At 59.0% G+C, this 20647-nt stretch carries 18 protein-coding genes and 2 pseudogenes; 16 read left to right on the forward strand and 4 right to left on the reverse strand.

What is annotated here, in order from left to right; translation table 11 throughout:
• Nucleotide 1: 1 nt before the first annotated feature.
• The 11 genes from AB4N44_RS25295 (at nt 2) to AB4N44_RS25345 (ending at nt 7918) form a co-directional block, all read left to right on the forward strand.
• A complete protein-coding gene (locus AB4N44_RS25295) occupies nt 2-349 on the forward strand; it encodes an Hpt domain-containing protein (protein ID WP_127926317.1) in 348 nt (115 codons plus the stop codon).
• A gap of 104 nt (nt 350-453) precedes the next feature.
• A complete protein-coding gene (locus AB4N44_RS25300; protein WP_460111544.1) occupies nt 454-1815 on the forward strand; it encodes a flagellar hook-length control protein FliK in 1362 nt (453 codons plus the stop codon).
• 329 nt (nt 1816-2144) lie between these two features.
• Nucleotides 2145-2648 carry a flagellar basal body-associated protein FliL gene (fliL, locus tag AB4N44_RS25305; protein WP_007920033.1) on the forward strand — a complete coding sequence of 168 codons (504 nt, stop codon included), beginning with the start codon at nt 2145-2147 and terminating at the stop codon, nt 2646-2648.
• Between the two features lie 9 nt (nt 2649-2657).
• Nucleotides 2658-3626 carry a flagellar motor switch protein FliM gene (gene fliM, locus AB4N44_RS25310; RefSeq protein ID WP_007920032.1) on the forward strand — a complete coding sequence of 323 codons (969 nt, stop codon included), beginning with the start codon at nt 2658-2660 and terminating at the stop codon, nt 3624-3626.
• Between the two features lie 56 nt (nt 3627-3682).
• Complete coding sequence (gene fliN, locus AB4N44_RS25315; RefSeq protein WP_095122682.1) at nt 3683-4132, forward strand: flagellar motor switch protein FliN; 450 nt, start codon at nt 3683-3685, stop codon at nt 4130-4132.
• On the forward strand, nt 4133-4585 hold the full coding sequence (fliO, locus tag AB4N44_RS25320; protein WP_127926319.1) for a flagellar biosynthetic protein FliO: 453 nt from the start codon (nt 4133-4135) through the stop codon (nt 4583-4585).
• Nucleotides 4585-5343, forward strand: a complete 759-nt coding sequence (gene fliP / locus AB4N44_RS25325) for a flagellar type III secretion system pore protein FliP (protein WP_150649707.1) — start codon at nt 4585-4587, stop codon at nt 5341-5343. Before fliO ends, fliP begins: the two co-directional genes overlap by 1 nt.
• Nucleotides 5340-5609 (forward strand): flagellar biosynthesis protein FliQ, encoded by a 270-nt coding sequence (fliQ, locus tag AB4N44_RS25330; RefSeq protein WP_038363854.1) that lies wholly within the window; start codon nt 5340-5342, stop codon nt 5607-5609. Before fliP ends, fliQ begins: the two co-directional genes overlap by 4 nt.
• Nucleotides 5610-5612: 3 nt before the next feature.
• Entirely contained in the window at nt 5613-6398 is a 786-nt protein-coding gene (fliR, locus tag AB4N44_RS25335) for a flagellar biosynthetic protein FliR (RefSeq protein ID WP_127926320.1), read from the forward strand.
• A gap of 3 nt (nt 6399-6401) precedes the next feature.
• A complete protein-coding gene (gene flhB, locus AB4N44_RS25340; RefSeq protein ID WP_127926321.1) occupies nt 6402-7541 on the forward strand; it encodes a flagellar biosynthesis protein FlhB in 1140 nt (379 codons plus the stop codon).
• 140 nt (nt 7542-7681) lie between these two features.
• On the forward strand, nt 7682-7918 hold the full coding sequence (locus AB4N44_RS25345; protein ID WP_460111542.1) for a hypothetical protein: 237 nt from the start codon (nt 7682-7684) through the stop codon (nt 7916-7918).
• Between the two features lie 167 nt (nt 7919-8085).
• On the opposite strand, the pseudogene AB4N44_RS25350 reads toward AB4N44_RS25345, so the two are convergent.
• Nucleotides 8086-8317: pseudogene (locus tag AB4N44_RS25350) on the reverse strand (DUF6124 family protein); the annotation flags it as partial.
• A gap of 241 nt (nt 8318-8558) precedes the next feature.
• Here AB4N44_RS25350 and AB4N44_RS25355 point away from each other — a divergent pair.
• A complete protein-coding gene (locus AB4N44_RS25355) occupies nt 8559-9233 on the forward strand; it encodes a hypothetical protein (RefSeq protein ID WP_460111540.1) in 675 nt (224 codons plus the stop codon).
• A 188-nt stretch (nt 9234-9421) separates the two neighbouring features.
• Here the strand turns inward: AB4N44_RS25355 and AB4N44_RS25360 are convergent, their stop codons facing one another.
• The 3 genes and pseudogenes from AB4N44_RS25360 to AB4N44_RS25370 all read right to left on the reverse strand — a co-directional run bounded on the left by AB4N44_RS25360 (nt 9422) and on the right by AB4N44_RS25370 (nt 14888).
• The gene (locus AB4N44_RS25360) at nt 9422-9781 is read right to left on the reverse strand and encodes a DUF6124 family protein (protein ID WP_102900463.1); all 360 of its coding nucleotides are present in this window, start codon (nt 9779-9781) and stop codon (nt 9422-9424) included.
• A 684-nt stretch (nt 9782-10465) separates the two neighbouring features.
• On the reverse strand, nt 10466-14377 hold the full coding sequence (locus tag AB4N44_RS25365; RefSeq protein ID WP_460158135.1) for a hypothetical protein: 3912 nt from the start codon (nt 14375-14377) through the stop codon (nt 10466-10468).
• Between the two features lie 152 nt (nt 14378-14529).
• A pseudogene (locus tag AB4N44_RS25370) lies at nt 14530-14888 on the reverse strand (DUF6124 family protein).
• Between the two features lie 590 nt (nt 14889-15478).
• On the opposite strand from AB4N44_RS25370, the gene flhA reads away from it, so the two are divergent.
• The 4 genes from flhA to fliA all read left to right on the forward strand — a co-directional run bounded on the left by flhA (nt 15479) and on the right by fliA (nt 20644).
• The gene (gene flhA / locus AB4N44_RS25375; protein WP_127926326.1) at nt 15479-17608 is read left to right on the forward strand and encodes a flagellar biosynthesis protein FlhA; all 2130 of its coding nucleotides are present in this window, start codon (nt 15479-15481) and stop codon (nt 17606-17608) included.
• Nucleotides 17609-17619: 11 nt separating this feature from the next.
• The gene (gene flhF / locus AB4N44_RS25380; protein ID WP_008077677.1) at nt 17620-18960 is read left to right on the forward strand and encodes a flagellar biosynthesis protein FlhF; all 1341 of its coding nucleotides are present in this window, start codon (nt 17620-17622) and stop codon (nt 18958-18960) included.
• 116 nt (nt 18961-19076) lie between these two features.
• Complete coding sequence (fleN, locus tag AB4N44_RS25385; RefSeq protein ID WP_003222917.1) at nt 19077-19907, forward strand: flagellar synthesis regulator FleN; 831 nt, start codon at nt 19077-19079, stop codon at nt 19905-19907.
• On the forward strand, nt 19904-20644 hold the full coding sequence (fliA, locus tag AB4N44_RS25390) for an RNA polymerase sigma factor FliA (protein WP_007920004.1): 741 nt from the start codon (nt 19904-19906) through the stop codon (nt 20642-20644). Before fleN ends, fliA begins: the two co-directional genes overlap by 4 nt.
• Nucleotides 20645-20647 lie beyond the last annotated feature (3 nt).

Consider the following 20647-nt stretch of genomic DNA (forward strand, 5'->3'; position numbering starts at 1 on the left):
AGTGGCTGACACACATATTGATCGCGAGGCGCTGAGCGTACTGCGCGAAGTCATGGAGGAGGGTTATCCGGAGCTTCTGGATACCTTTCTGACGGATTCCGAAAGTCGCTTGGTTGTGCTGCAAAAAACAGCGGATGCCAAGGTGTTGTCGGAAGTGGCCCATAGCTTCAAGGGCAGCGCCAGCAATATGGGAGCTGTCCGCTTGGCGGCGCTCTGCCAGGAGCTGGAATCGGAAGCCAAAGATAAAAGCCCCTCGGAAATCGCCAGGCTGGTGGCTGACATCAGTGGCGAGTTCGCAGATGTCCGCCCGGTTTACGAAGACGAGCGACAGCACGCGTTGACTCACTGATCCCGCCGTCCGGCGCTTTTCTCAAGCGCCGGACAAAACTGGCCCGGCACTTGCAGCTATCTCCGCAACTGTACCTACGATCCCAGTGCAGCGGAGACCGTTTCATGCCTGCGACCCCCAACATCCTTCTTCAGAACGCCGCTCAGGCCAAGGCGCAAGCCGCCTCTGCGAAAACGTCGGCCATGGCCGTAGATACCGGGGATAAGGCCTCAAGCTTCGCAAAAGTGTTCGCCGATCAGGGACCGAGCAAGCCAGTCGCAAGCACCGATAATTCGCCCAAGGCGTCGCGCGACAAAGTCGCTGACAGCAGTGGCAAAAAGGATGTCGGCAAGGATCCGTCTGCCGCTGCGCAACCGGCGGTTGCCGATAGCGGCAACGACTTGCCTGCCGATAAAACCGCAGCTAGCGATGACACATCCGCCAGCAGCGACGACAGTACCAATACTGCCCAGACGCCAGTGGTTGATGCGGCACCGGTTGACCCGACACTTGATCCGGCATTGGCCGTCGCTGTGCAGCCGGTTGTCACCACGCCAGTGGTGCAAGCCCCGGCCGCCGTCCAGCCTGAAGCTGAAAACCCCGCGCTCGCCGTGTTGCCGGGAGTGGTCAAAGATCCGGCACCGACCACCGACAGCGATTTCGACCCTTCGGCCGATCCGCTCGACTCGATGCCGGCCGTGCGTATGGCGATGGAGCAGGGCGGGCACATTTCCGCTGCCAGCCAGGCGCAACCGAAGGCTTCGCCGGCTCAGGCTCAGGCTGACGGCGAATTGACTGCGGCGCAGAACTTCGCCGCCGGCATGGCCAGCATGCTTGACGTGCAAGCCGACAAGGACAGCACCAGCCAGGGCGGCGAAAAAGCCTTCAGTGGTTTGATCGACGATGGCCTCAAAGATCTCAAGACGGCGACCAGCGATACCCGCGTGGATGACTTCGCCAACCGTCTGGCGGCATTGACTCAAGCCGCCACGCCGAAGACCGCGAACGCGGTGCCGGTAAATCAGCCGATCGCCATGCATCAGAGCGGCTGGACTGAAGAAGTGGTCAACCGCGTCATGTATCTGTCGAGCGCCAACCTCAAGGCGGCGGATATTCAGTTGCAACCGGCCGAACTGGGGCGCCTGGATATCCGCGTGAACATGGTCCCGGATCAGCAGACGCAAGTGACGTTCATGAGTGCGCACCCGAGCGTGCGTGAAGCGCTGGATGGTCAGATGCATCGCCTGCGCGACATGTTCAACCAGCAGGGCATGGGCCAGGTCGACGTCAATGTCTCCGACCAGAACCGTGGCTGGCAGGGGCAGCAAGGCCAGGAGCAGGCACAGCAGGGCCAGAGTGGTCGCACCAGCGCTGCCGGCGGTCGCCTCGACTCGGCGGATGAGGAGTTGGCGCCTGCCGCCATTGCTGAAGCCGCTGCTCAAACCACCAGCGTGATTGGCACCAGCGCCGTCGACTATTACGCCTGATCAAATCAAGAGCCCCTCACCCTAGCCCTCTCCCAGAGGGAGAGGGGACTGATCGGGGGATATTGGAGATTTACACCGACTTGAAAATAGCGTCTGTGAATCCATGATCGCCAAGACTTGATGGATGACTCCCTAATCGACTCGGTCTTTCAGGTCGACGTATCACGACAAAGCAACTCGGTCGGCTCCCTCTCCCTCGGGGAGAGGGCTGGGGTGAGGGTGGCTATTGACTTTCTCGTTGTCTGAGCTGCAACCGACACTTCTGGCATAACACTTGCTCTTGCCTTGCCGTGCGACTGTGAAAACCCGAATAGTGACGGATTATTGGCATGGCGAAGAGCGAAACAGCAGCAGTGAAAGACCCCGCAACCAAAGGCAAACTCAAGCTGATCATTGTGATCGTGCTGGCGTTGCTATTGGCCATTGGCGCATCCGTGGGGGCGACCTGGTTCTTCATGCACAGTGCCCAGAGCAAGCCTGCCGAGGCCGCCGATGCAGCGCCCGTCGGCAAGCAGCCAGCGATTTTCGAGCCGATGGCGCCAGCCTTCGTTGCCAACTACAACCAGAACGGCCGTCAGCGCTACATGCAGGTGAGCATCACCATGCTGGCGCGTAATCAGGCCGATCTGGAAGCGCTCAAAGTGCACATGCCGGTGATCCGCAACAACCTGGTGATGCTCTTCTCCGGTCAGGATTTCGCCACCTTGGCGACCCCGGTCGGCCAGGAGATGTTGCGCCAGAAGGCCACAGCCAGCGTCCAGGAAGTGGCGCAGAAAGAGCTGGGCAAAGTGGTGATCGAACAGTTGCTTTTCACTAATTTCGTACTGCAGTAGGAACACGACATGGCCGTGCAGGATCTGCTGTCCCAGGATGAAATCGATGCGCTGTTGCATGGCGTCGACGATGGTCTGGTACAGACCGATAACGCTGCCGAACCCGGCAGTGTCAAAAGCTACGACCTGACCAGCCAGGATCGCATCGTCCGTGGACGCATGCCGACTCTGGAAATGATCAACGAGCGTTTTGCCCGTTACACCCGCATCAGCATGTTCAACATGCTGCGCCGCTCGGCGGACGTTGCCGTCGGTGGCGTACAGGTGATGAAGTTCGGCGAATACGTGCACTCGCTGTACGTACCGACCAGCCTCAACCTGGTCAAGATCAAACCGTTGCGCGGCACCGCGCTGTTCATCCTTGACGCCAAACTGGTGTTCAAACTGGTGGACAACTTCTTCGGCGGCGACGGTCGTCACGCCAAGATCGAGGGGCGTGAATTCACCCCGACCGAACTGCGCGTGGTGCGCATGGTGCTGGAGCAGGCCTTCGTCGATTTGAAGGAAGCCTGGCAGGCGATCATGGAAGTCAATTTCGAGTACATCAACTCGGAAGTGAACCCGGCCATGGCCAACATCGTCGGCCCGAGCGAAGCGATCGTGGTCTCCACGTTCCATATCGAACTCGACGGCGGTGGCGGCGATCTGCACGTGACCATGCCGTACTCGATGATCGAGCCGGTGCGCGAAATGCTCGACGCCGGTTTCCAGTCGGACCTCGACGATCAGGACGAGCGCTGGGTCAACGCGCTGCGTCAGGACGTGCTCGATGTCGATGTGCCGATCGGTGCCACCGTGGCGCGCCGCCAGCTGAAGCTGCGCGACATCCTGCACATGCAGCCGGGCGATGTGATCCCGGTCGAGATGCCGGACGAAATGATCATGCGCGCCAACGGCGTGCCGGCCTTCAAGGTCAAGATGGGCTCGCACAAAGGCAACCTCGCGTTGCAGGTGATCGAGCCGATCGAGCGTCGCTGAAGCAGCGCTCAAATCCCCAAGCCTTTAACTGAATTTTTGCCCGCCGAGGACAAATGATGAACGACGATATGAACGCCCAGGACGACCAGGCACTGGCCGATGAATGGGCTGCGGCTCTGGAAGAAACCGGTGATGGTCAAGCTGACATCGACGCCCTGCTGGCCGCCGACGCAGCTGGCGGCTCGCGTCTGCCGATGGAAGAGTTCGGCAGCGTGCCGAAGAACAACGATCCGGTGACCCTCGACGGCCCGAACCTGGACGTGATCCTCGACATCCCGGTATCGATCTCGATGGAAGTGGGCAGCACCGACATCAACATCCGTAACCTGCTGCAACTGAACCAGGGTTCGGTGATCGAACTCGATCGTCTGGCCGGCGAGCCGCTGGACGTGCTGGTCAACGGCACGCTGATCGCGCATGGCGAAGTGGTGGTGGTCAACGAGAAGTTCGGCATCCGCCTGACTGACGTGATCAGCCCAAGCGAACGCATCAAGAAGCTGCGCTGAGTGAAACGGTTTCTCTGGGCTCTGCTGGCATTGCCATTGAGCGTGCTGGCTGCCGAGCCGTCGACAGCCACGACAGTGCCTGCCGCCACCGCGCCGATGGTCACCAGCGGCGTGGCCGGGCAACTGACGCAACTGGTGTTTGGCCTGTTGCTGGTGCTAGGCGTGATCTTCTTCCTCGCCTGGCTGTTGCGCCGGGTGCAGCAGGCCGGGCCGGCAGGCAAGGGGCAAGTGATCGAGCTGATCGGCTCACGCGCACTGAGTCCGCGTGACCGCTTGCTGCTGGTGCAGGTCGGCAACGAGCAGATCCTGCTCGGTCTGAGCCCCGGCACCATCACCGCGCTGCACGTGCTCAAGGAACCGGTCGACGTGCCGGCGACCAGTGAAAAAGCGACCCCGGAATTTGCCCAGCATCTGCTGAAGATTCTCGGCAAGGATCAGAAGGATACGAAGTAATGGGTGCGCTACGCATCGTCTTGACGCTGGCCCTGTTGCTGGCCGCGCCACTGGCGTTCGCCGCCGATCCGTTGTCGATCCCGGCGATCACGCTGGGCACCAACGCCGACGGCGCGCAGGAGTATTCGGTCAGTCTGCAGATCCTGCTGATCATGACCGCGCTGAGCTTCATCCCGGCGGCCGTGATTCTGATGACCAGCTTCACCCGGATCATCATCGTCTTCTCGATCCTGCGTCAGGCACTCGGCCTGCAACAGACGCCGTCGAACCAGATCCTCACCGGCATGGCGCTGTTCCTGACCCTGTTCATCATGGCCCCGGTGTTCGACCGGGTGAACAAGGACGCGCTGCAACCGTATCTGGCGGAAACCCTTACCGCCCAGCAAGCGGTGGAGAAGGCCCAGGTGCCAATCAAGGACTTCATGCTCGCGCAGACCCGCACCAGCGATCTCGAACTGTTCATGCGTTTGTCCAAGCGCACCGACATCGCCACCCCGGATCAGGCGCCGCTGACCATTCTGGTGCCGGCGTTCGTCACTTCCGAGCTTAAAACCGCGTTCCAGATCGGCTTCATGATCTTCATTCCGTTCCTGATCATCGACCTCGTCGTGGCCAGTGTGCTGATGGCGATGGGTATGATGATGCTCTCGCCGCTGATCATCTCGCTGCCGTTCAAGATCATGCTGTTCGTGCTGGTGGATGGCTGGGCGCTGATCATCGGCACCCTGGCCAGCAGTTTTGGAGGTGTCTCGCCATGACGCCGGAAGTTGCGGTCGATATCTTTCGTGAAGCCCTTTGGCTGACCACATTGATGGTCGCGATTCTGGTGGTACCGAGCCTGTTGGTCGGCTTGTTGGTGGCGATGTTTCAGGCCGCGACCCAGATCAACGAACAGACCCTGAGCTTCCTGCCGCGTCTGCTGGTGATGCTGGTGACGTTGATCATCGGTGGTCCGTGGATCGTGCAGACGTTCATGGAATACATCATCCAGTTGTACAAAAACATCCCGATGGTCATCGGCTAAGCCATGCAATCGCTGCTTCAGCTGACCGACACCCAGATCAGTACCTGGGTGGCCTCGTTCATGTTGCCGCTGTTTCGCGTGGCATCGATGCTGATGGTCATGCCGGTGTTCGGCACCACCCTGGTGTCGCGGCGGGTGCGCCTGTATTTCGCCGTGGCCATTACCGTGGCGATCGTGCCGAGCCTGCCGCCGATGCCGCCGGTCAGCCCGCTCGACCTGAGTGGCTTGATGCTGATTGCCGAGCAGATCCTGGTCGGTGCCGTGCTCGGGTTTTCCCTGCAGCTGTTTTTCCAGGCGTTTGCCGTGGCGGGGCAGATTGTCGCGATCCAGATGGGTATGGGCTTCGCCTCGATGGTCGACCCGGCCAACGGCGTTTCGGTGGCGGTGATCGGGCAGTTCTTCACTATGCTCGTCACGTTGCTGTTCCTGTCGATGAACGGCCATCTGGTGGTCTTCGAGGTGCTCACCGAGAGCTTCACCACGCTACCGGTCGGCAGCGGTCTGATGACTGCGCATTACTGGGAGCTGGCCGGCAAACTCGGCTGGGTCCTCGGTGCAGCGCTGTTGCTGGTATTGCCGGCAGTTACGGCGCTGCTGGTGGTCAACATCGCGTTTGGCGTGATGACCCGCGCCGCGCCGCAACTGAACATTTTTTCCATCGGTTTTCCGCTGACCTTGGTCCTCGGCCTGTTTATCGTCTGGGTTGGTCTGGCGGACATTCTCAATCAGTATCAGCCGCTGGCCACTGAAGCCTTGCAGCTGCTACGCGAACTGGCACGGGCGCGCTGAGTCATGGCAGAGAGCGAAAGCGGTCAGGACAAAACAGAAGACCCCACGGACAAACGCAAAAAAGATTCCCGTGAGAAGGGTGAGATTGCCCGTTCCAAAGAGCTCAACACCCTCGCCGTGATGATGGCCGGCGCCGGCGCGCTGCTGGTGTTCGGCGGCATGCTGGCCGAAGACCTGATGGAGCTGATGCGCCTGAACTTCACGCTCTCGCGCGAGGTGATCATGGATCAGGGCGCCATGGGCGCGTTTCTGTTGCAGTCCGGCCAGATGGCGCTGGTGGCGATCCAGCCGATCATGATCACCCTTTTGCTGGCCGCGCTGATCGGGCCGATATCTCTCGGTGGCTGGCTGTTTGCGGCGGGTTCCTTGGCCCCCAAGTTCAGCCGGATGAACCCGGCGGCAGGCCTCAAACGGATGTTTTCGTTCAAGGCTGTGGTCGAGCTGCTCAAGGCGCTGGCCAAGTTTCTGATTACCTTGGGTGTGGCGTTGGTGGTGTTGTCGGCGGACGTCGATGACTTGTTGCGTATCGCCCACGAGCCGCTGGAAATGGCGATCATTCACAGCGTCACGCTGGTGGGCTGGAGTACCTTGTGGCTGGCCTGCGGCCTGATCATCATTGCCGCCGTCGACGTGCCGGTGCAGCTCTGGGAAGCGCACAAGAAACTGCTGATGACCAAGCAGGAAGTGCGCGACGAGCACAAGGACCAGGAAGGTCGCCCGGAAGTCAAACAGCGCATCCGCCAGACCCAGCGCGAAATGTCCCAGCGCCGCATGATGGCAGCGATTCCCGACGCCGACGTGGTCATCACCAACCCGACCCACTACGCCGTCGCGCTCAAGTACGACTCGGAGAAGGGCGGCGCGCCGATATTACTGGCCAAGGGCAGCGACTTCCTCGCGTTGAAAATCCGCGAAATCGCCGTCGCCAACAACGTCATGCTCCTCGAATCGCCGGGGCTGGCGCGTTCGATCTATTACTCCACCGAACTCGAGCAGGAAATCCCCGGCGGGCTGTATCTGGCGGTGGCTCAGGTACTGGCTTACGTCTACCAGATCCGCCAGTACCGCGCTGGCAAGGGCAAACGGCCGGATCCGCTTAAGGATGATTTGCCGATTCCGCCGGATCTGCGTCGCGATTCCTGACGGTGCTTTGCAGCCATTGGTCTGAGATCTCCCTTCACTGTCAACTCTGACAGGTGTGCTTGCCGTGATTTTGCAGTTTGATGCAAGGTGGCGCCGCGAACCTGGTGCGGTCATGCGAGCGAGTGCAAGGGAGCACGACAATGAAAGGTATTTTCAGCAGTTATGATGAAAAAACCGGAAGCGGCACCATCACGCCGAAGCAATCGGGACGCTGTCTTTCGTTTGCCGAAGCCACGGTTTTTTTTCTGACCGCCAAAGAATACCGCTTCAGCATTCCATTGGCCGATGCCCGGCAGGCGAACGTCAAAGTGGGCGGCGAGGTCGAGTTCGAATTACCCAGGAACAAGAATGGAAAAGTGAAAATTCTTCGGTATTGAGTAATCGATCGCAAAGCCGCTGAAAACGGGCGGCGGTTTTTTATGATCGTTCCCACGCGCAGCAAAGGAATGCAGCCCGGGACGCTCCGCGTCCCTTCCAAAGCCGAACGCGGAGCGGCCGTTGAGGCATTCCCACGCAGGAGCGTGGGAACGATCATCGCGTGTCGCTACTGCGGCAACTCCAGATTATCCATCACCCGATTCACCGCCAGCTCCCCGAGCATGATCAATTGCGCAATCCCCAACAGCGTCCTGCGCTGCGACGCGGGGTATGAGGTGGGCGAAGTCATGGGCGATGGTTCTGGTTGAGGCGAGCGTTTCGCTGGCATCGGCCAGCAGTTCCTCGTTTTTGAAGTCGGCGGTAACGGCGTACATTCGGCGGGTTTTGCGTGGCGGTGGCGGCTGTACGCGGGTGAACAGTCGGACGACGGTCTGGGTGAAGAAGTGATCTGTCCCCGATAACCAATGCTTACCGTTTGTCTGAAAAGCATATGCACCTGTCAACTCTGACAGTAGACGGCCCCGCTTCAAAAGGTTGTCATCGCTTCGGGGATATTCATAAAAGATCCCGATAGCAGCGCTTCAGCCTTACGGACGTGAGTTCGCGGGAGGGGCGAATCATCAGTCAGAGGACGCGAGCATGGCAGATATACCGGGTAGAAAGCTGCAAGGCATGGAGGTCGAGTTCGTTTCAGGGGAAATGAAAGAGTGTCCTGATGATCGCTCGATCGGTTATACCGTGACGTTCAAACTGTTCCTTGATTTCACCCATTTCAAGCAAATGGCCCACCTCTACAGTGCAAACTTCTTTGACGTAACGACCAATGCAGTGCGGCCGCAAGTGAAGGGCCTGGCAGCTCACCTCCATTACGAGGTCATTGGGCCCGCTGCCGGGAAAATCGTGAATAACGCGACGTTTTTCGAACTCTTTACCGACCCGGCTAACTATCTGGATGGCTGGATCAACCATGATATGGAGTGGCGCTACGCCAAACCCGTGTTTGAGTCCAGAGTCGATCACTTGCTGATCACTGCGCAGCAATATTTTCGCTGGGAAGACCCGGGCCGCCAGATCAGGATTGAAGATCTTCCCATCATCCCGTTCGATTGGGCGATTACTCTGATAGAGCAGCGTTTCAGAGGATCCTGGTGGTGGCCGTGGCGCAGGACGCCTGTATCGATAGTGACCTTTATGTACACGCAGGAAGAGGTTGTCGAAATCGAAGGTACGTTATTGCTCAAGGGCGGACGCTACTTGAAAGGCAACACTCTCAGCTTCGGACCCATTGCGCCTGAGCAGGTATTAACGGCGTAGGTCTTTGTCCAGCGAAAAGCCCGCCGTCCCGGTTGATACGGGACGGCGGGCTTTTCTGTCTTGATCGTTCCCACGCGCAGCAAAGGAATGCAGCCCGGGACGCTCCGCGTCCCTTCAGAGCCGAACGCGGAGCGCCCGTTGAGGCATCCCCGCGCAGGAACGTGGGAACGATCTGATCGGGGGAGGCGCTACTGCGGCAACTCCAGATTATCCATCACCCGATTCACCGCCAACTCCCCCAGCATGATCAGTTGCGCAATCCCCAGCAGCGTCCTGCGCTGCGACGCGGGGATGAGATGAGCAAAGTCATGGGCGATGGTTCTGGCGGAGGCGAGTGTTTCGCTGGCATCGGCCAGCAGTTCCTCGTTTTTGAAGTCGGCGGTGACGGCGTACATCCGGCGGGTTTTACGCGGTGGTGGGGTGGAGCCAGGTGGGCAGAGGTAGTGATCGAGGGCGCGGTCGGCGGCTTCGTGGAGTTTTTTTGAATCGAGGGATTCGTAGGGGGAGGTGGGGTCGGTTTCGGGTGGGTTGGGTGTTGGTTTGATCATGGTGAGACTCCTTTGAAGTGGAGCCGCTACAACCTGTCGCTAAACAGGAGGGGTGGCGGCTGTACGCAGGTTAGCGAACCGGTCAAAGGCACCCGGCAGACCCGAAGGTCTCCCGCATACAGCCACCATGACGAAATCGCGAAAATACAGATCCGCAACGAAGCCTGGAACGCCGATGCACCTTTGACTTGAATTCGAGTCGCTAAACCCGATCGCTGATTCGTCAGCGACCGCACCACAATAGAACCCGACCCCAAGGCGCACAAGCCGGCGGATTCTGGCGTAGCTGTAGGCAAAGGCGCAAGAATTTGTAGCCTTGAAGGCGTGTCTGAAGGTGTCTTTTAAACACCTGAGTTAAAAAGCGATTTGCGCTGACTTCACTGGCCCCTTCGTGAGCAAGCTCACTCCCACATTTGGAATGAGTTTTCCTGTAGGAGTGAGCCTGCTCGCGAAGGGGCCATCCAGGTCAGCAAAAAAATCTCGGTCAAGCCCCGCTGTTTAAATCACTGGTTAAATAAATCCGTCCCCTTTGTGCTCAAGAATTTGTAGCCTCGAAGGCGTGTCTGGAGGTGTCTTTTAAACACTCCAGTTTAAAAGGCGAAAAGTCGGGCGAAGATCTGGGACGTAAATAAATGCGTCCCTTTTTCCCCTTTAAGGCCCTCCTATTAAGGGGAGTAAGTTGTTTTAATTTTTGAATGGCTCAATCCGGATATTGTCAAGCCAAATGGTGTCCCTGTATTTGGTAGGGCTTACGAACTGAGTAGATATAATAAAATAAGTAAACCATTGCTCTTCCGGTAGCTTGAAGTTCCCTAGTTGGGCGTAGAAAGTTTGTACTGTGCCTTTCTCATTGTAAAGGGTGATTTCGTTGTTCGGTGTTTGATTATCTATGAGTACGAAGTTGATGCTGTTTGCTCTATAATTTTTTAAATCTATTCTTGTTATGTCCGAAGTGACTAGGGCTTTGTTCTTATTTTGTAGGTCGTAAGCTACTCCGCAAGTTCTACCATTTGGGTATACGTTGTCACCCCTCATATTGATGATCATCATAGAACCTAAATCGTAGGATTCGCCTACTCGCAATTCTTTAGTCCCTATATTTGTAAAGTCTTCAAATATAGGGGCGATGGCCGCAGTCACGGTCAGCGACCTGACCGCCGACTCGGCACCTGTGCCATACAACGCCTTGGCCTTGAAGCTGTGTGCGGCCTCGCTCAGGCCTGTAACCGGAAGTTCCCATATGCCCGTTACGAGATCGGCAATCGATTTACCTTTCGAGGTTGTACCGTCGAATACTTCGATTTGCTGACCCTTGGCAGCGACCCCGGACAGCGTTACGGCGGTTTCTACCGTGGTGCCATTCTGCGGAATTTCATTGCCGCTGATTGTGCCTATAACAGAGTCAATGGTCGGGACAATATCTTCTGTCACCGTCAAATTACGCACATTCGAATACAACGGATTACTCGGATAACAGGCCTCGGCGTACAGCCGCCGCGCGCCGAGTGGCACGGTAATCGGAAGTTCCCAGATACCTGTCGTTCCGTTGGCGGTCGCGGTTCCCCTTGTGGCCGAGCCGGAACCGGTGCCGTCACGGATATTGATCTGCTGACCCAGGCTCGCGGTTCCTTTAAGTGTCAGCTCGGTACTGACCGTCGTTGTGCCTTCCAGCACTTCCACATTGCTGGCGTCCCATACATTGCTCAGCGTTGGCACAACTACGGCCGTGACGATCAACGTTCTGGCAGCCGAGGAGGCCCCCGAACCGTATAACGCCCTGGCGGTAAAACTGTGCGGCGCGACGCTCAGGCCGGTGACGGCCAATGTCCAGATCCCGGTTGCTGAATCGGCGGTCGGTTCACCTTTGGACGTTGTGCCGTCAAGCACGCTGACTTTCTGGCCTTTGGCGGCACTACCGGTCAAGGTCACGGCCGTTTCGACGATGATTGCGCCCTCGATAACTTCATCACCGCTGGGCGATCCAGTGACCAAAGTGATGCTCGGCGTCACATCTTCGATGGCCCTGATCGTATAAACCTTCACCGGCGCATCAATCGCCTCAGCCTCCTCACGACTCAACGTCAACGCCGCTTTGAAATGCAATTCCAGCCGACTGCCATCCGCCAGGTCCTTGATGGCGTTGTACGCCAGCGTATGTGTGTATTGACCGCTGTTGAACCAGTTTTGATTAACGTAGGAAGACGGCCACGGCCATACCACGTGATGGAAGGCATCGCCGTTATTCTTCGTACCTTTGAGGTTCAGTCCTACCCGATGATTGGCGGCTATAAACGCCCAGACGCCAGCGAGAATCGTTGCGCCCAACGTCACCTTCGTCAGATCCAGCACCGTGCCATCGGCTTGTTCAATGCTGATTTTGTCCAGCTCTGTCGCAGGCAGCGGCGTGACGCTGACGGTCAAAGGCAAAGATGGAGTTGTCTGGCCTGCCGTGACTTCGTAGCTGAGTGTGAAGGTTTTGGTTTCATTGCCGATGTTGGCTGCGATGGCTGTGGCGGGAATCAGGAACTCGACGCTGCCGCTGGCAACGCCTTGTTTGGCCGGGATGTCCGGTGAGCCGACGCCGGGCGTGCCCGCCATGGTCAGTTTGATATTGTGTTTTTCATTCATGCCGGTGTAGGCCACGACCACGCGGGCACCCGCTTGGGCGTCGAGTGGCGCCAGGGTCACGCTGGCACCATTGCCTGTGGCTTCCGGCATCTGTGGCAATGGCAAGGGGTTTTCCAGCGCCACCCCGACACTGAACTCCAACGGCTCGGCATAACTCGTCCGCCCATCCGCACGTTTGATCTCGTACCTGGCGATCACCGTCCCGCCTTCATTGCCTTTGATCACCTCGGCCGGGATGGTGAACGGTACTTGCTTACCTGCGGTGAATTCGTTCAGCTTGATCGAATCGGGGTATTCGTCGGTGATCGAGCCGATCCAGAACATGAAGACTTCATCGCCTTTGACCGTTTCGGTGTACGGCACGGTCAGGGTTGTGCCGGCGGTGTCGGCTGGCAGAACCCCGTCGACCACGCCAGCCACCACCGGTTCAGGCAGTTCCAGGCGCGGTTCGCCGACTTGCAGGATGTCGGTGTGGATCGACTCGCGAATGGCGCGGGTAGCCTCGAACGGGTTCAGTGTGGCGAGCACTGCGTCGGCGATCAGTTGCTGGTAGTAGAACTCCGCCGTGCCACCGTTGACCGGGGCCAGGTGTTTGCCGTCGATGCTGTACGCCAGCGGTGCCTCCGCGATGATGTCGTTGCGTGTGATGAGGCGCGCCGGCAGAACAGGCAGGTACGGCTTCAGACCGGGGGTGGTGCCCAGCATGATTGGCTGGAGAACCTGTCCTTCGGCAAAGGATTTGTCGAAGGGGATCTCGAGACGCACCTGGGCCAGTGTCGGGTCCAGCGCCCCGGAGTCCTCGTCCAGCATGATTGGCGCGGCCAGCCGCTGGACTTCGCCGATGGCGCGGATGAATTGGCTTTTCGATTTCAGATCTTTGGAACCGTCGGCTTTTTTCAGACGGTATGACAAAGTGATCTGCGACTTGGCCAACTGGCGCAGCACGGCGTTGGGGGCCTTGATTTCAATAATGCTCGGCACGCTGGTCAACGCCGCGCCTTCTACTTCCAGATCAATCGGCGCACCTTCGACCGGCGTGCCCTTGATCTTGATGAACGGGATGTCACCGATTTTGAAGTTGGTCGTGTCTGTGGCGATAATTTGCACGGTGCCGTCAGCGTCGCCCAGTTGGTCGACATCCAGCACGTTGTTTACCGTTTCCTTGAGCAACGGCGCGATCAGCCGGGTCGCATCAACGGCCACCACCACTCGCTGTTCGGGACTCCAGTCCTCGGAACGGTTGAAGACCTTGTCGTACACCTCGAACACCACGGCTACGCCGGGAAACTCTGCATCACCGGCGTCGGTGATGTCTTTTTCTTCGATTTTCACGATGATCGGGGCCTTGCCTTCGGCCTGTTCCTGAGTCAGCGGCTCACTGAGCACGAAGATCCCGCCCCAACTCACGCGACAAATATCGCCGGCTGCGGCGTAGGGATAGGGGGGTGTGCCGTCGGCCTTGCCAATGCTGATCTTCACGCCTTTTTCCGCAATCTCCTTGTCGATGCCACCGTCAAGAATGTCTTGGGGAATGATCATGATCAGCTTGGAATGCCCGCCGTCACCGTTTTCGTCATGGCCGCCCGGGCGCGTCAGCTTGACCAGCACCTGCATGACTTCAGACGGTTGATCCGTGCCGCCCAACGGCTTGACGACATAGGACACCGCGAACTGACCATCGACCATGTGCCGGGAAGGCACGAACATGCGCAATTGCGTGCCGACCTCATCCTTGAGGACGGTCTTGCCCCCCGCGTCCAGCCCGGTGCCCCAAAAGATCGTCAACCTGTCGCCGCTCGCCATATTCCCCCACGGCCCCGCCTGGCACTGCAGGCCATGCAGCGGAAAGTTGCCCAGCGCCGCGGCGATGTTGATGCCCCAGATATCGGGATCCTTCGACACCGGGTCCTTGCTGCGACCCGGGATGCCGAGTTCCGCGAGTAGCAGGGGTTTGTTGGGGCTGGCCATGGCAACGACTCCGGTCGGGAAGGTGACGGAGTGATTGAACGGCTAAAAGCGAGATTGCGCACCTGTCAGATCTGACAGGTGGCGACGAGTGGTCATTGGCGCGAGACTGAAAAGCCAAAGATCGCAAAAGCGGAAAGCGTGGTCTGCCCTGTTTAGCCCGGCAACTCGAGATTATCCATCACCCGATTCACCGCCAGCTCACCCAGCATGATTAGTTGCGCAATCCCCAGCAGCGTCCTGCGCTGCGACGCCGGTATCAGATGGGCAAAGTCATGGGCGATGGTTCTGGCTGAGGCGAGGGTTTCGCTGGCATCGGCTAGCAGTTCCTCATTTTTGAAATCCGCGGTAACGGCGTACATCCGGCGGGTTTTACGTGGCGGTGGGGTCGAGCCGGGTGGGCAGAGGTAGTGATCGAGGGCGCGGTCGGCGGCTTCGTGGAGTTTTTTGAATCGAGGGATTCGTAGGGGGAGGTGGGGTCGGATTCGGGTGGATTGGATGTTGGTTTGATCATGGTGAAGCTCCTAGAGTCATTGGAGCTGCCGACGTTCGCTGCGAGACGAATGAGGGTGGCAGCTATACGCGGGTCGCAGACCGGGACTCTAGAACCGGCAGACCCGAAGGTCTCCCACGTACAGCCGCCATAAGCAAAGCGGATGTTGTGCGTCCAGAGATCGACGGGCTGCGAGACCCGATCGCTGATTCGTCAGCGACCGATTCACAATAGAACCCGACCCCAAGGCGCACAAGCCGGCGGATTCTGGCTTGGCTGTAGGCAATGGCGCAAGGATTTGTAGCCTTGAAGGCGTGTCCTGAAGTGTCTTTTAAACACCAGAGTTTAATAGGCACTTTGTGCTGACTTCACTGGCCCCTTCGCGAGCAGGCTCGCTCCCACATTTGGATTGCATTCCACTCCAATATTTGGAATGCATTTCCCCTGTGGGAGCGAGCCTGCTCGCGAAGGGGGCATCCCGGTCAGCAGAAAATCCACGGTCAAAACCCCTCTGTTTAAATTCCAGGCAAAAGTTGGAAAGCTTCTTGCAGTACCCGCCGTGAGCCCGCTCTGGGCGTCAAAAGTTTGCTTTAAAGGAACGGGGAAAACCGGTGGATCGCTCTCAGTTATTCAACACTGCTCGCACGAATGTTGCCGACCTCAGTCGAGGCAATCTGGGCGTGCCGTTGTTGCTGCTGGTTATGTTGGCAATGATGATGTTGCCGATTCCGCCGTTCCTGCTCGACGTGTTTTTCACCTTCAACATCGCGCTGTCGATCGTCGTCCTGCTGGTCTGCGTGTATGCGCTGCGGCCGCTGGATTTCGCCGTGTTCCCGACGATTCTGCTGGTCGCGACGTTATTGCGGCTGGCGTTGAACGTGGCCTCGACGCGGGTGGTGATGCTCCACGGTCAGGACGGCCACGCCGCTGCCGGTAAGGTGATTCAGGCCTTCGGTGAGGTGGTGATCGGCGGTAACTACGTGGTCGGTATCGTGGTCTTCGCGATCCTGATGATCATCAACTTCGTCGTGGTGACCAAAGGTGCCGGGCGGATTTCCGAGGTGAGTGCGCGTTTCACCCTCGATGCGATGCCCGGCAAACAAATGGCGATCGACGCCGACCTCAACGCCGGTCTGATCGACCAGAACCAGGCCAAGGCACGCCGTCAGGAAGTCGCCCAAGAGGCCGAGTTCTACGGTTCGATGGACGGTGCCAGTAAGTTCGTCCGTGGTGACGCCATCGCTGGCCTGCTGATTCTGTTCATCAACCTCATCGGCGGCATGGCCGTCGGTATCTTCCAGCACAACATGAGCTTCGGCGATGCGGGCAAGGTTTACGCCTTGCTGACCATCGGTGACGGTTTAGTGGCGCAATTGCCATCACTGTTGTTATCGACAGCGGCAGCGATCATGGTGACCCGTGCTTCCGGTTCGGAAGACATGGGCAAACAGATCAATCGCCAGATGTTCGCCTCGCCGAAAGCGCTGGCAGTGGCGGCCGGTCTGATGGCGGTCATGGGCCTGGTGCCGGGCATGCCGCACTTCTCGTTCCTGACCATGGCCGCGCTGGCTGCGGGCGGCGCGTACCTGTTCTGGAAGAAGCAGAACGTGGCCAAGGTCGTAGCGCTGGAAGAGGTCAAGCGCCAGCAGGAACTGCTGCCGTCGCCGGCTCGCGCCATGGAAACCAAGGAGCTGGGCTGGGACGACGTGACGCCAATCGACATGATCGGTCTGGAAGTCGGTTATCGCCTGATCCCGCTGGTGGATCGCAACCAGGGCGGGCAGTTGCTGGCGCGGATCAAGGGTGTGCGCAAGAAACTCTCGCAGGATCTGGGCTTCCTCATGCCGACCGTGCACATCCGCGACAACCTCGATCTGGCGCCAAGCGCCTATCGCCTGACCCTGATGGGGGTGATCCTCGCCGAAGCCGAGATCTATCCGGATCGTGAACTGGCGATCAACCCGGGTCAGGTCTACGGCACGCTCAACGGTATCAACGCCAAAGATCCGGCTTTCGGCCTGGAAGCGGTGTGGATCGAAATCAGCCAGCGTGCCCAGGCACAATCGCTCGGTTACACCGTGGTCGACGCCAGCACCGTGGTTGCGACGCACTTGAACCAGATTCTGTACAAGCACTCCAGTGAGCTGATCGGCCACGAAGAAGTGCAGCAACTCATGCAATTGCTGGCCAAAAGCTCGCCGAAACTGGCAGAAGAGCTGGTGCCGGGCGTGGTCACGTTGTCGCAGTTGCTCAAAGTGCTGCAAGCGCTGCTCGCTGAACACGTACCGGTGCGCGATATCCGCAGCATTGCCGAAGCCATCGCCAACAACGCCGCGAAGAGTCAAGATACCGCCGCGCTGGTGGCTGCTGTGCGGGTCGGCGTATCGCGCGCCATCGTCCAAAGCATTGTAGGCACTGAGTCGGAGCTGCCTGTGATCACCTTGGAACCAAGGTTGGAACAAATATTGCTCAATAGTCTGCAGAAGGCAGGACAAGGCTCGGAAGAGGGCGTTCTGCTGGAGCCAAGCATGGCCGAGAAGCTGCAGCGTTCGCTCATCGAAGCGGCGCAGCGTCAGGAAATGCAAGGTCAGCCGGTGATCCTTTTGGTCGCTGGCCCGATCCGCGCGATGCTCTCGCGCTTTGGCCGCCTCGCAGTCCCTGGGCTGCATGTGCTGGCCTACCAGGAAATACCGGACAACAAGCAAGTGACCATCGTTGCGACAGTAGGGCCCAACGGCTGAGGTAGTGGTTTATGCAAGTTAAGCGTTTCTTTGCCGCCGATATGCGTCAGGCCATGAAGCTGGTTCGTGATGAGCTGGGCGCTGATGCCGCCATCATTGGCAACCGCCGCATTGCTGGCGGTGTCGAGCTGACGGCGGCACTGGATTACAAATTGTCGGCGCTGGCGCCACGGGTTCCGAACATGGAACTCGAAGACGAGCTGCGCAAGACTCAGTCGCGCATCGTCACCGCCCAGGCCGAACTGAGCCTGCGTGGCGAAGCCGACGGCAACAGCAATCGCCAGATCTTCGCCGGGCTGCCATTGACGGCCGGCCTGCCGCTGACTGCCGCTGAACCGCTGAGCGAGCCGACCTACGCCGCACCGGCGCGTCCGGCCCCGGCGCCTGCGCAGTCTTCCGGCGGCGTTGATCCGCGTGCACTGGATTCGATGCGCTTTGAATTGAACAGCCTGCGCGAGCTGATGGAAGTTCAGCTCGGCACCCTGGCCTGGAATCAGCTGCAAGGCAGCCGTCCGGCGCAAGCCAACCTGTATCGCCGTCTGCAACGTATCGGTCTGTCCGGCCCGTTGTCGCGCGATCTGCTGGCGATGATCACTGATATCGAGGAGCCGCGTCAGGCCTGGCGCATGCTGCTTGCGCACCTGGCGCGGATGATTGCCGTACCGGAAGTCGAGCCGCTGGAAGAGGGCGGTGTGATTGCCATGGTCGGCCCGGCCGGCATGGGCAAGACCACCACGCTGGCCAAGCTGGCCGCGCGTTATGTGCTGAAATACGGCGCGCAGAATGTCGCGCTGGTGAGCATGGACAGCTTCCGCATCGGTGCGCAGGAACAGCTGAAGACGCTGGGCCGCATTCTCAATGTGCCGGTGACTCACGTCGATCCGGGCCAATCGCTGGTGCAAGCGCTGGATCCACTGCTGCGCAAACGCGTGGTATTGATCGATACTGCCGGCCTGCAAGCCAGTGATCCGGCCCTGCGCATGCAGCTCGAAAGTCTGGCCGGGCGTGGCATCCGTTCAAAAAATTATCTGGTCTTGGCAACCACCAGCCAGAAACAGGTTCTAACCGCCGCTTATCACAGTTACAAGCGTTGCGGGCTTGCCGGCTGCATCCTGACTAAACTGGATGAAACGGCCAGCCTTGGCGAAGTGTTGAGCCTGGCGATCAGTCATGAATTGCCGGTCGCGTACCTGACCGATGGCCCACGGATTCCGGATGATTTGCATCTGCCGCGCCGTCATCAATTGGTCAGCCGCGCCGTCAGCGTGCAAATGCAGGAAGAACCCAGCGAAGAAGCCATGGCTGACATGTTCGCTGATATCTATCACAGCCCGACCAAGCAGGTAGGCTGAGGTATTCATGAACAGTTTTTGTACCTACATCGATGGTCTGCCATGCATTGTTCCGGTTGTGAACGCGCAGCCAGTAATGTGGCCTCCGTCTATGCAAGACAAGGTAAAGAAATAACATGGGCAGCATGCATCCCGTACAGGTGATCGCGGTGACCGGCGGCAAAGGTGGCGTCGGCAAGACTAACGTGTCAGTGAACTTGTCTCTGGCGCTGGCAGAGCTTGGCCGTCGGGTCATGCTGCTGGACGCCGATCTGGGACTGGCGAACGTCGACGTTTTGTTGGGTCTGACCCCTAAACGCACATTGGCCGACGTGATCGAAGGCCGCTGCGAATTGCGCGACGTGCTGTTGCAAGGCCCCGGTGGCATTCGCATCGTCCCGGCCGCGTCCGGCACGCAGAGCATGGTGCACCTGAGCCCGGCGCAACATGCCGGTCTGATTCAGGCGTTCAGCGACATCGGCGACAATCTCGACGTACTGGTGATCGACACCGCTGCGGGTATTGGTGACTCGGTAGTCAGTTTCGTACGCGCAGCGCAGGAAGTGTTGCTGGTGGTCTGCGACGAGCCGACCTCGATCACCGACGCCTACGCGCTGATCAAATTGCTCAACCGCGATTACGGCATGAACCGCTTCCGCGTCCTCGCCAACATGGCGCAGAGCCCGCAGGAAGGGCGCAACCTGTTCGCCAAGTTGACCAAGGTCACGGATCGCTTCCTTGACGTGGCCCTACAATACGTCGGCGCCGTGCCTTACGACGAAAGCGTGCGTAAAGCGGTGCAGAAGCAGCGTGCGGTGTACGAAGCCTTCCCGCGTTCCAAGTGCGCACTGGCGTTCAAGGCGATCGCGCAGAAGGTCGACACTTGGCCGCTGCCCGCCAATCCGCGTGGCCACCTTGAGTTTTTCGTCGAGCGCCTCGTGCAGCAAACGGCAGGGCCCGTGCTATGACCGCAAGCGGTATGAACTACTACAAGAAGTCGGCACGTGACGCGCAGTACGAACTGATCGAGCGTTACGCGCCACTGGTCAAACGCATTGCCTACCACTTGCTGGCACGCTTGCCGGCGAGTGTGCAGGTCGAAGACCTGATCCAGGCCGGGATGATCGGCCTGCTCGAAGTCTCGACCAAATATGACGCCAGCAAAGGCGCCAGTTTCGAAACGTACGCGGGCATTCGAATCCGCGGCGCGATGCTCGACGAAGTGCGCAAAGGGGACTGGGCGCCACGCTCGGTTCACCGCAATACCCGTATGGTCAGCGACGCAATTCGCTCAATTGAAGCTAAAACCGGCCGTGATGCTAAAGATCACGAGGTTGCGGCCGAACTCCAATTGAGTCTCGACGATTACTACGGGATTTTGAATGACACCTTGGGCAGCCGCCTGTTCAGTTTCGACGACCTGCTGCAGGACGGCGAACACGAAGGGCTGCACGAGGATGGCGCGAGTGCTCATCTTGAGCCGTCACGCGATCTGGAAGATGAACGTTTCCAGGCTGCGTTGGCGGACGCGATTGCCAATTTGCCGGAGCGTGAGCGACTGGTGTTGGCGCTGTACTACGACGAAGAGCTGAACCTCAAGGAGATCGGTGAAGTCCTTGGCGTCAGTGAATCGCGGGTCAGCCAGTTACACAGCCAGTGCGCGGCCCGTTTGCGGGGGCGTTTGGGGGAGTGGCGAGCGCGCTGAAGG

It is taken from the genome of Pseudomonas sp. S3_C06, assembly GCF_054667675.1.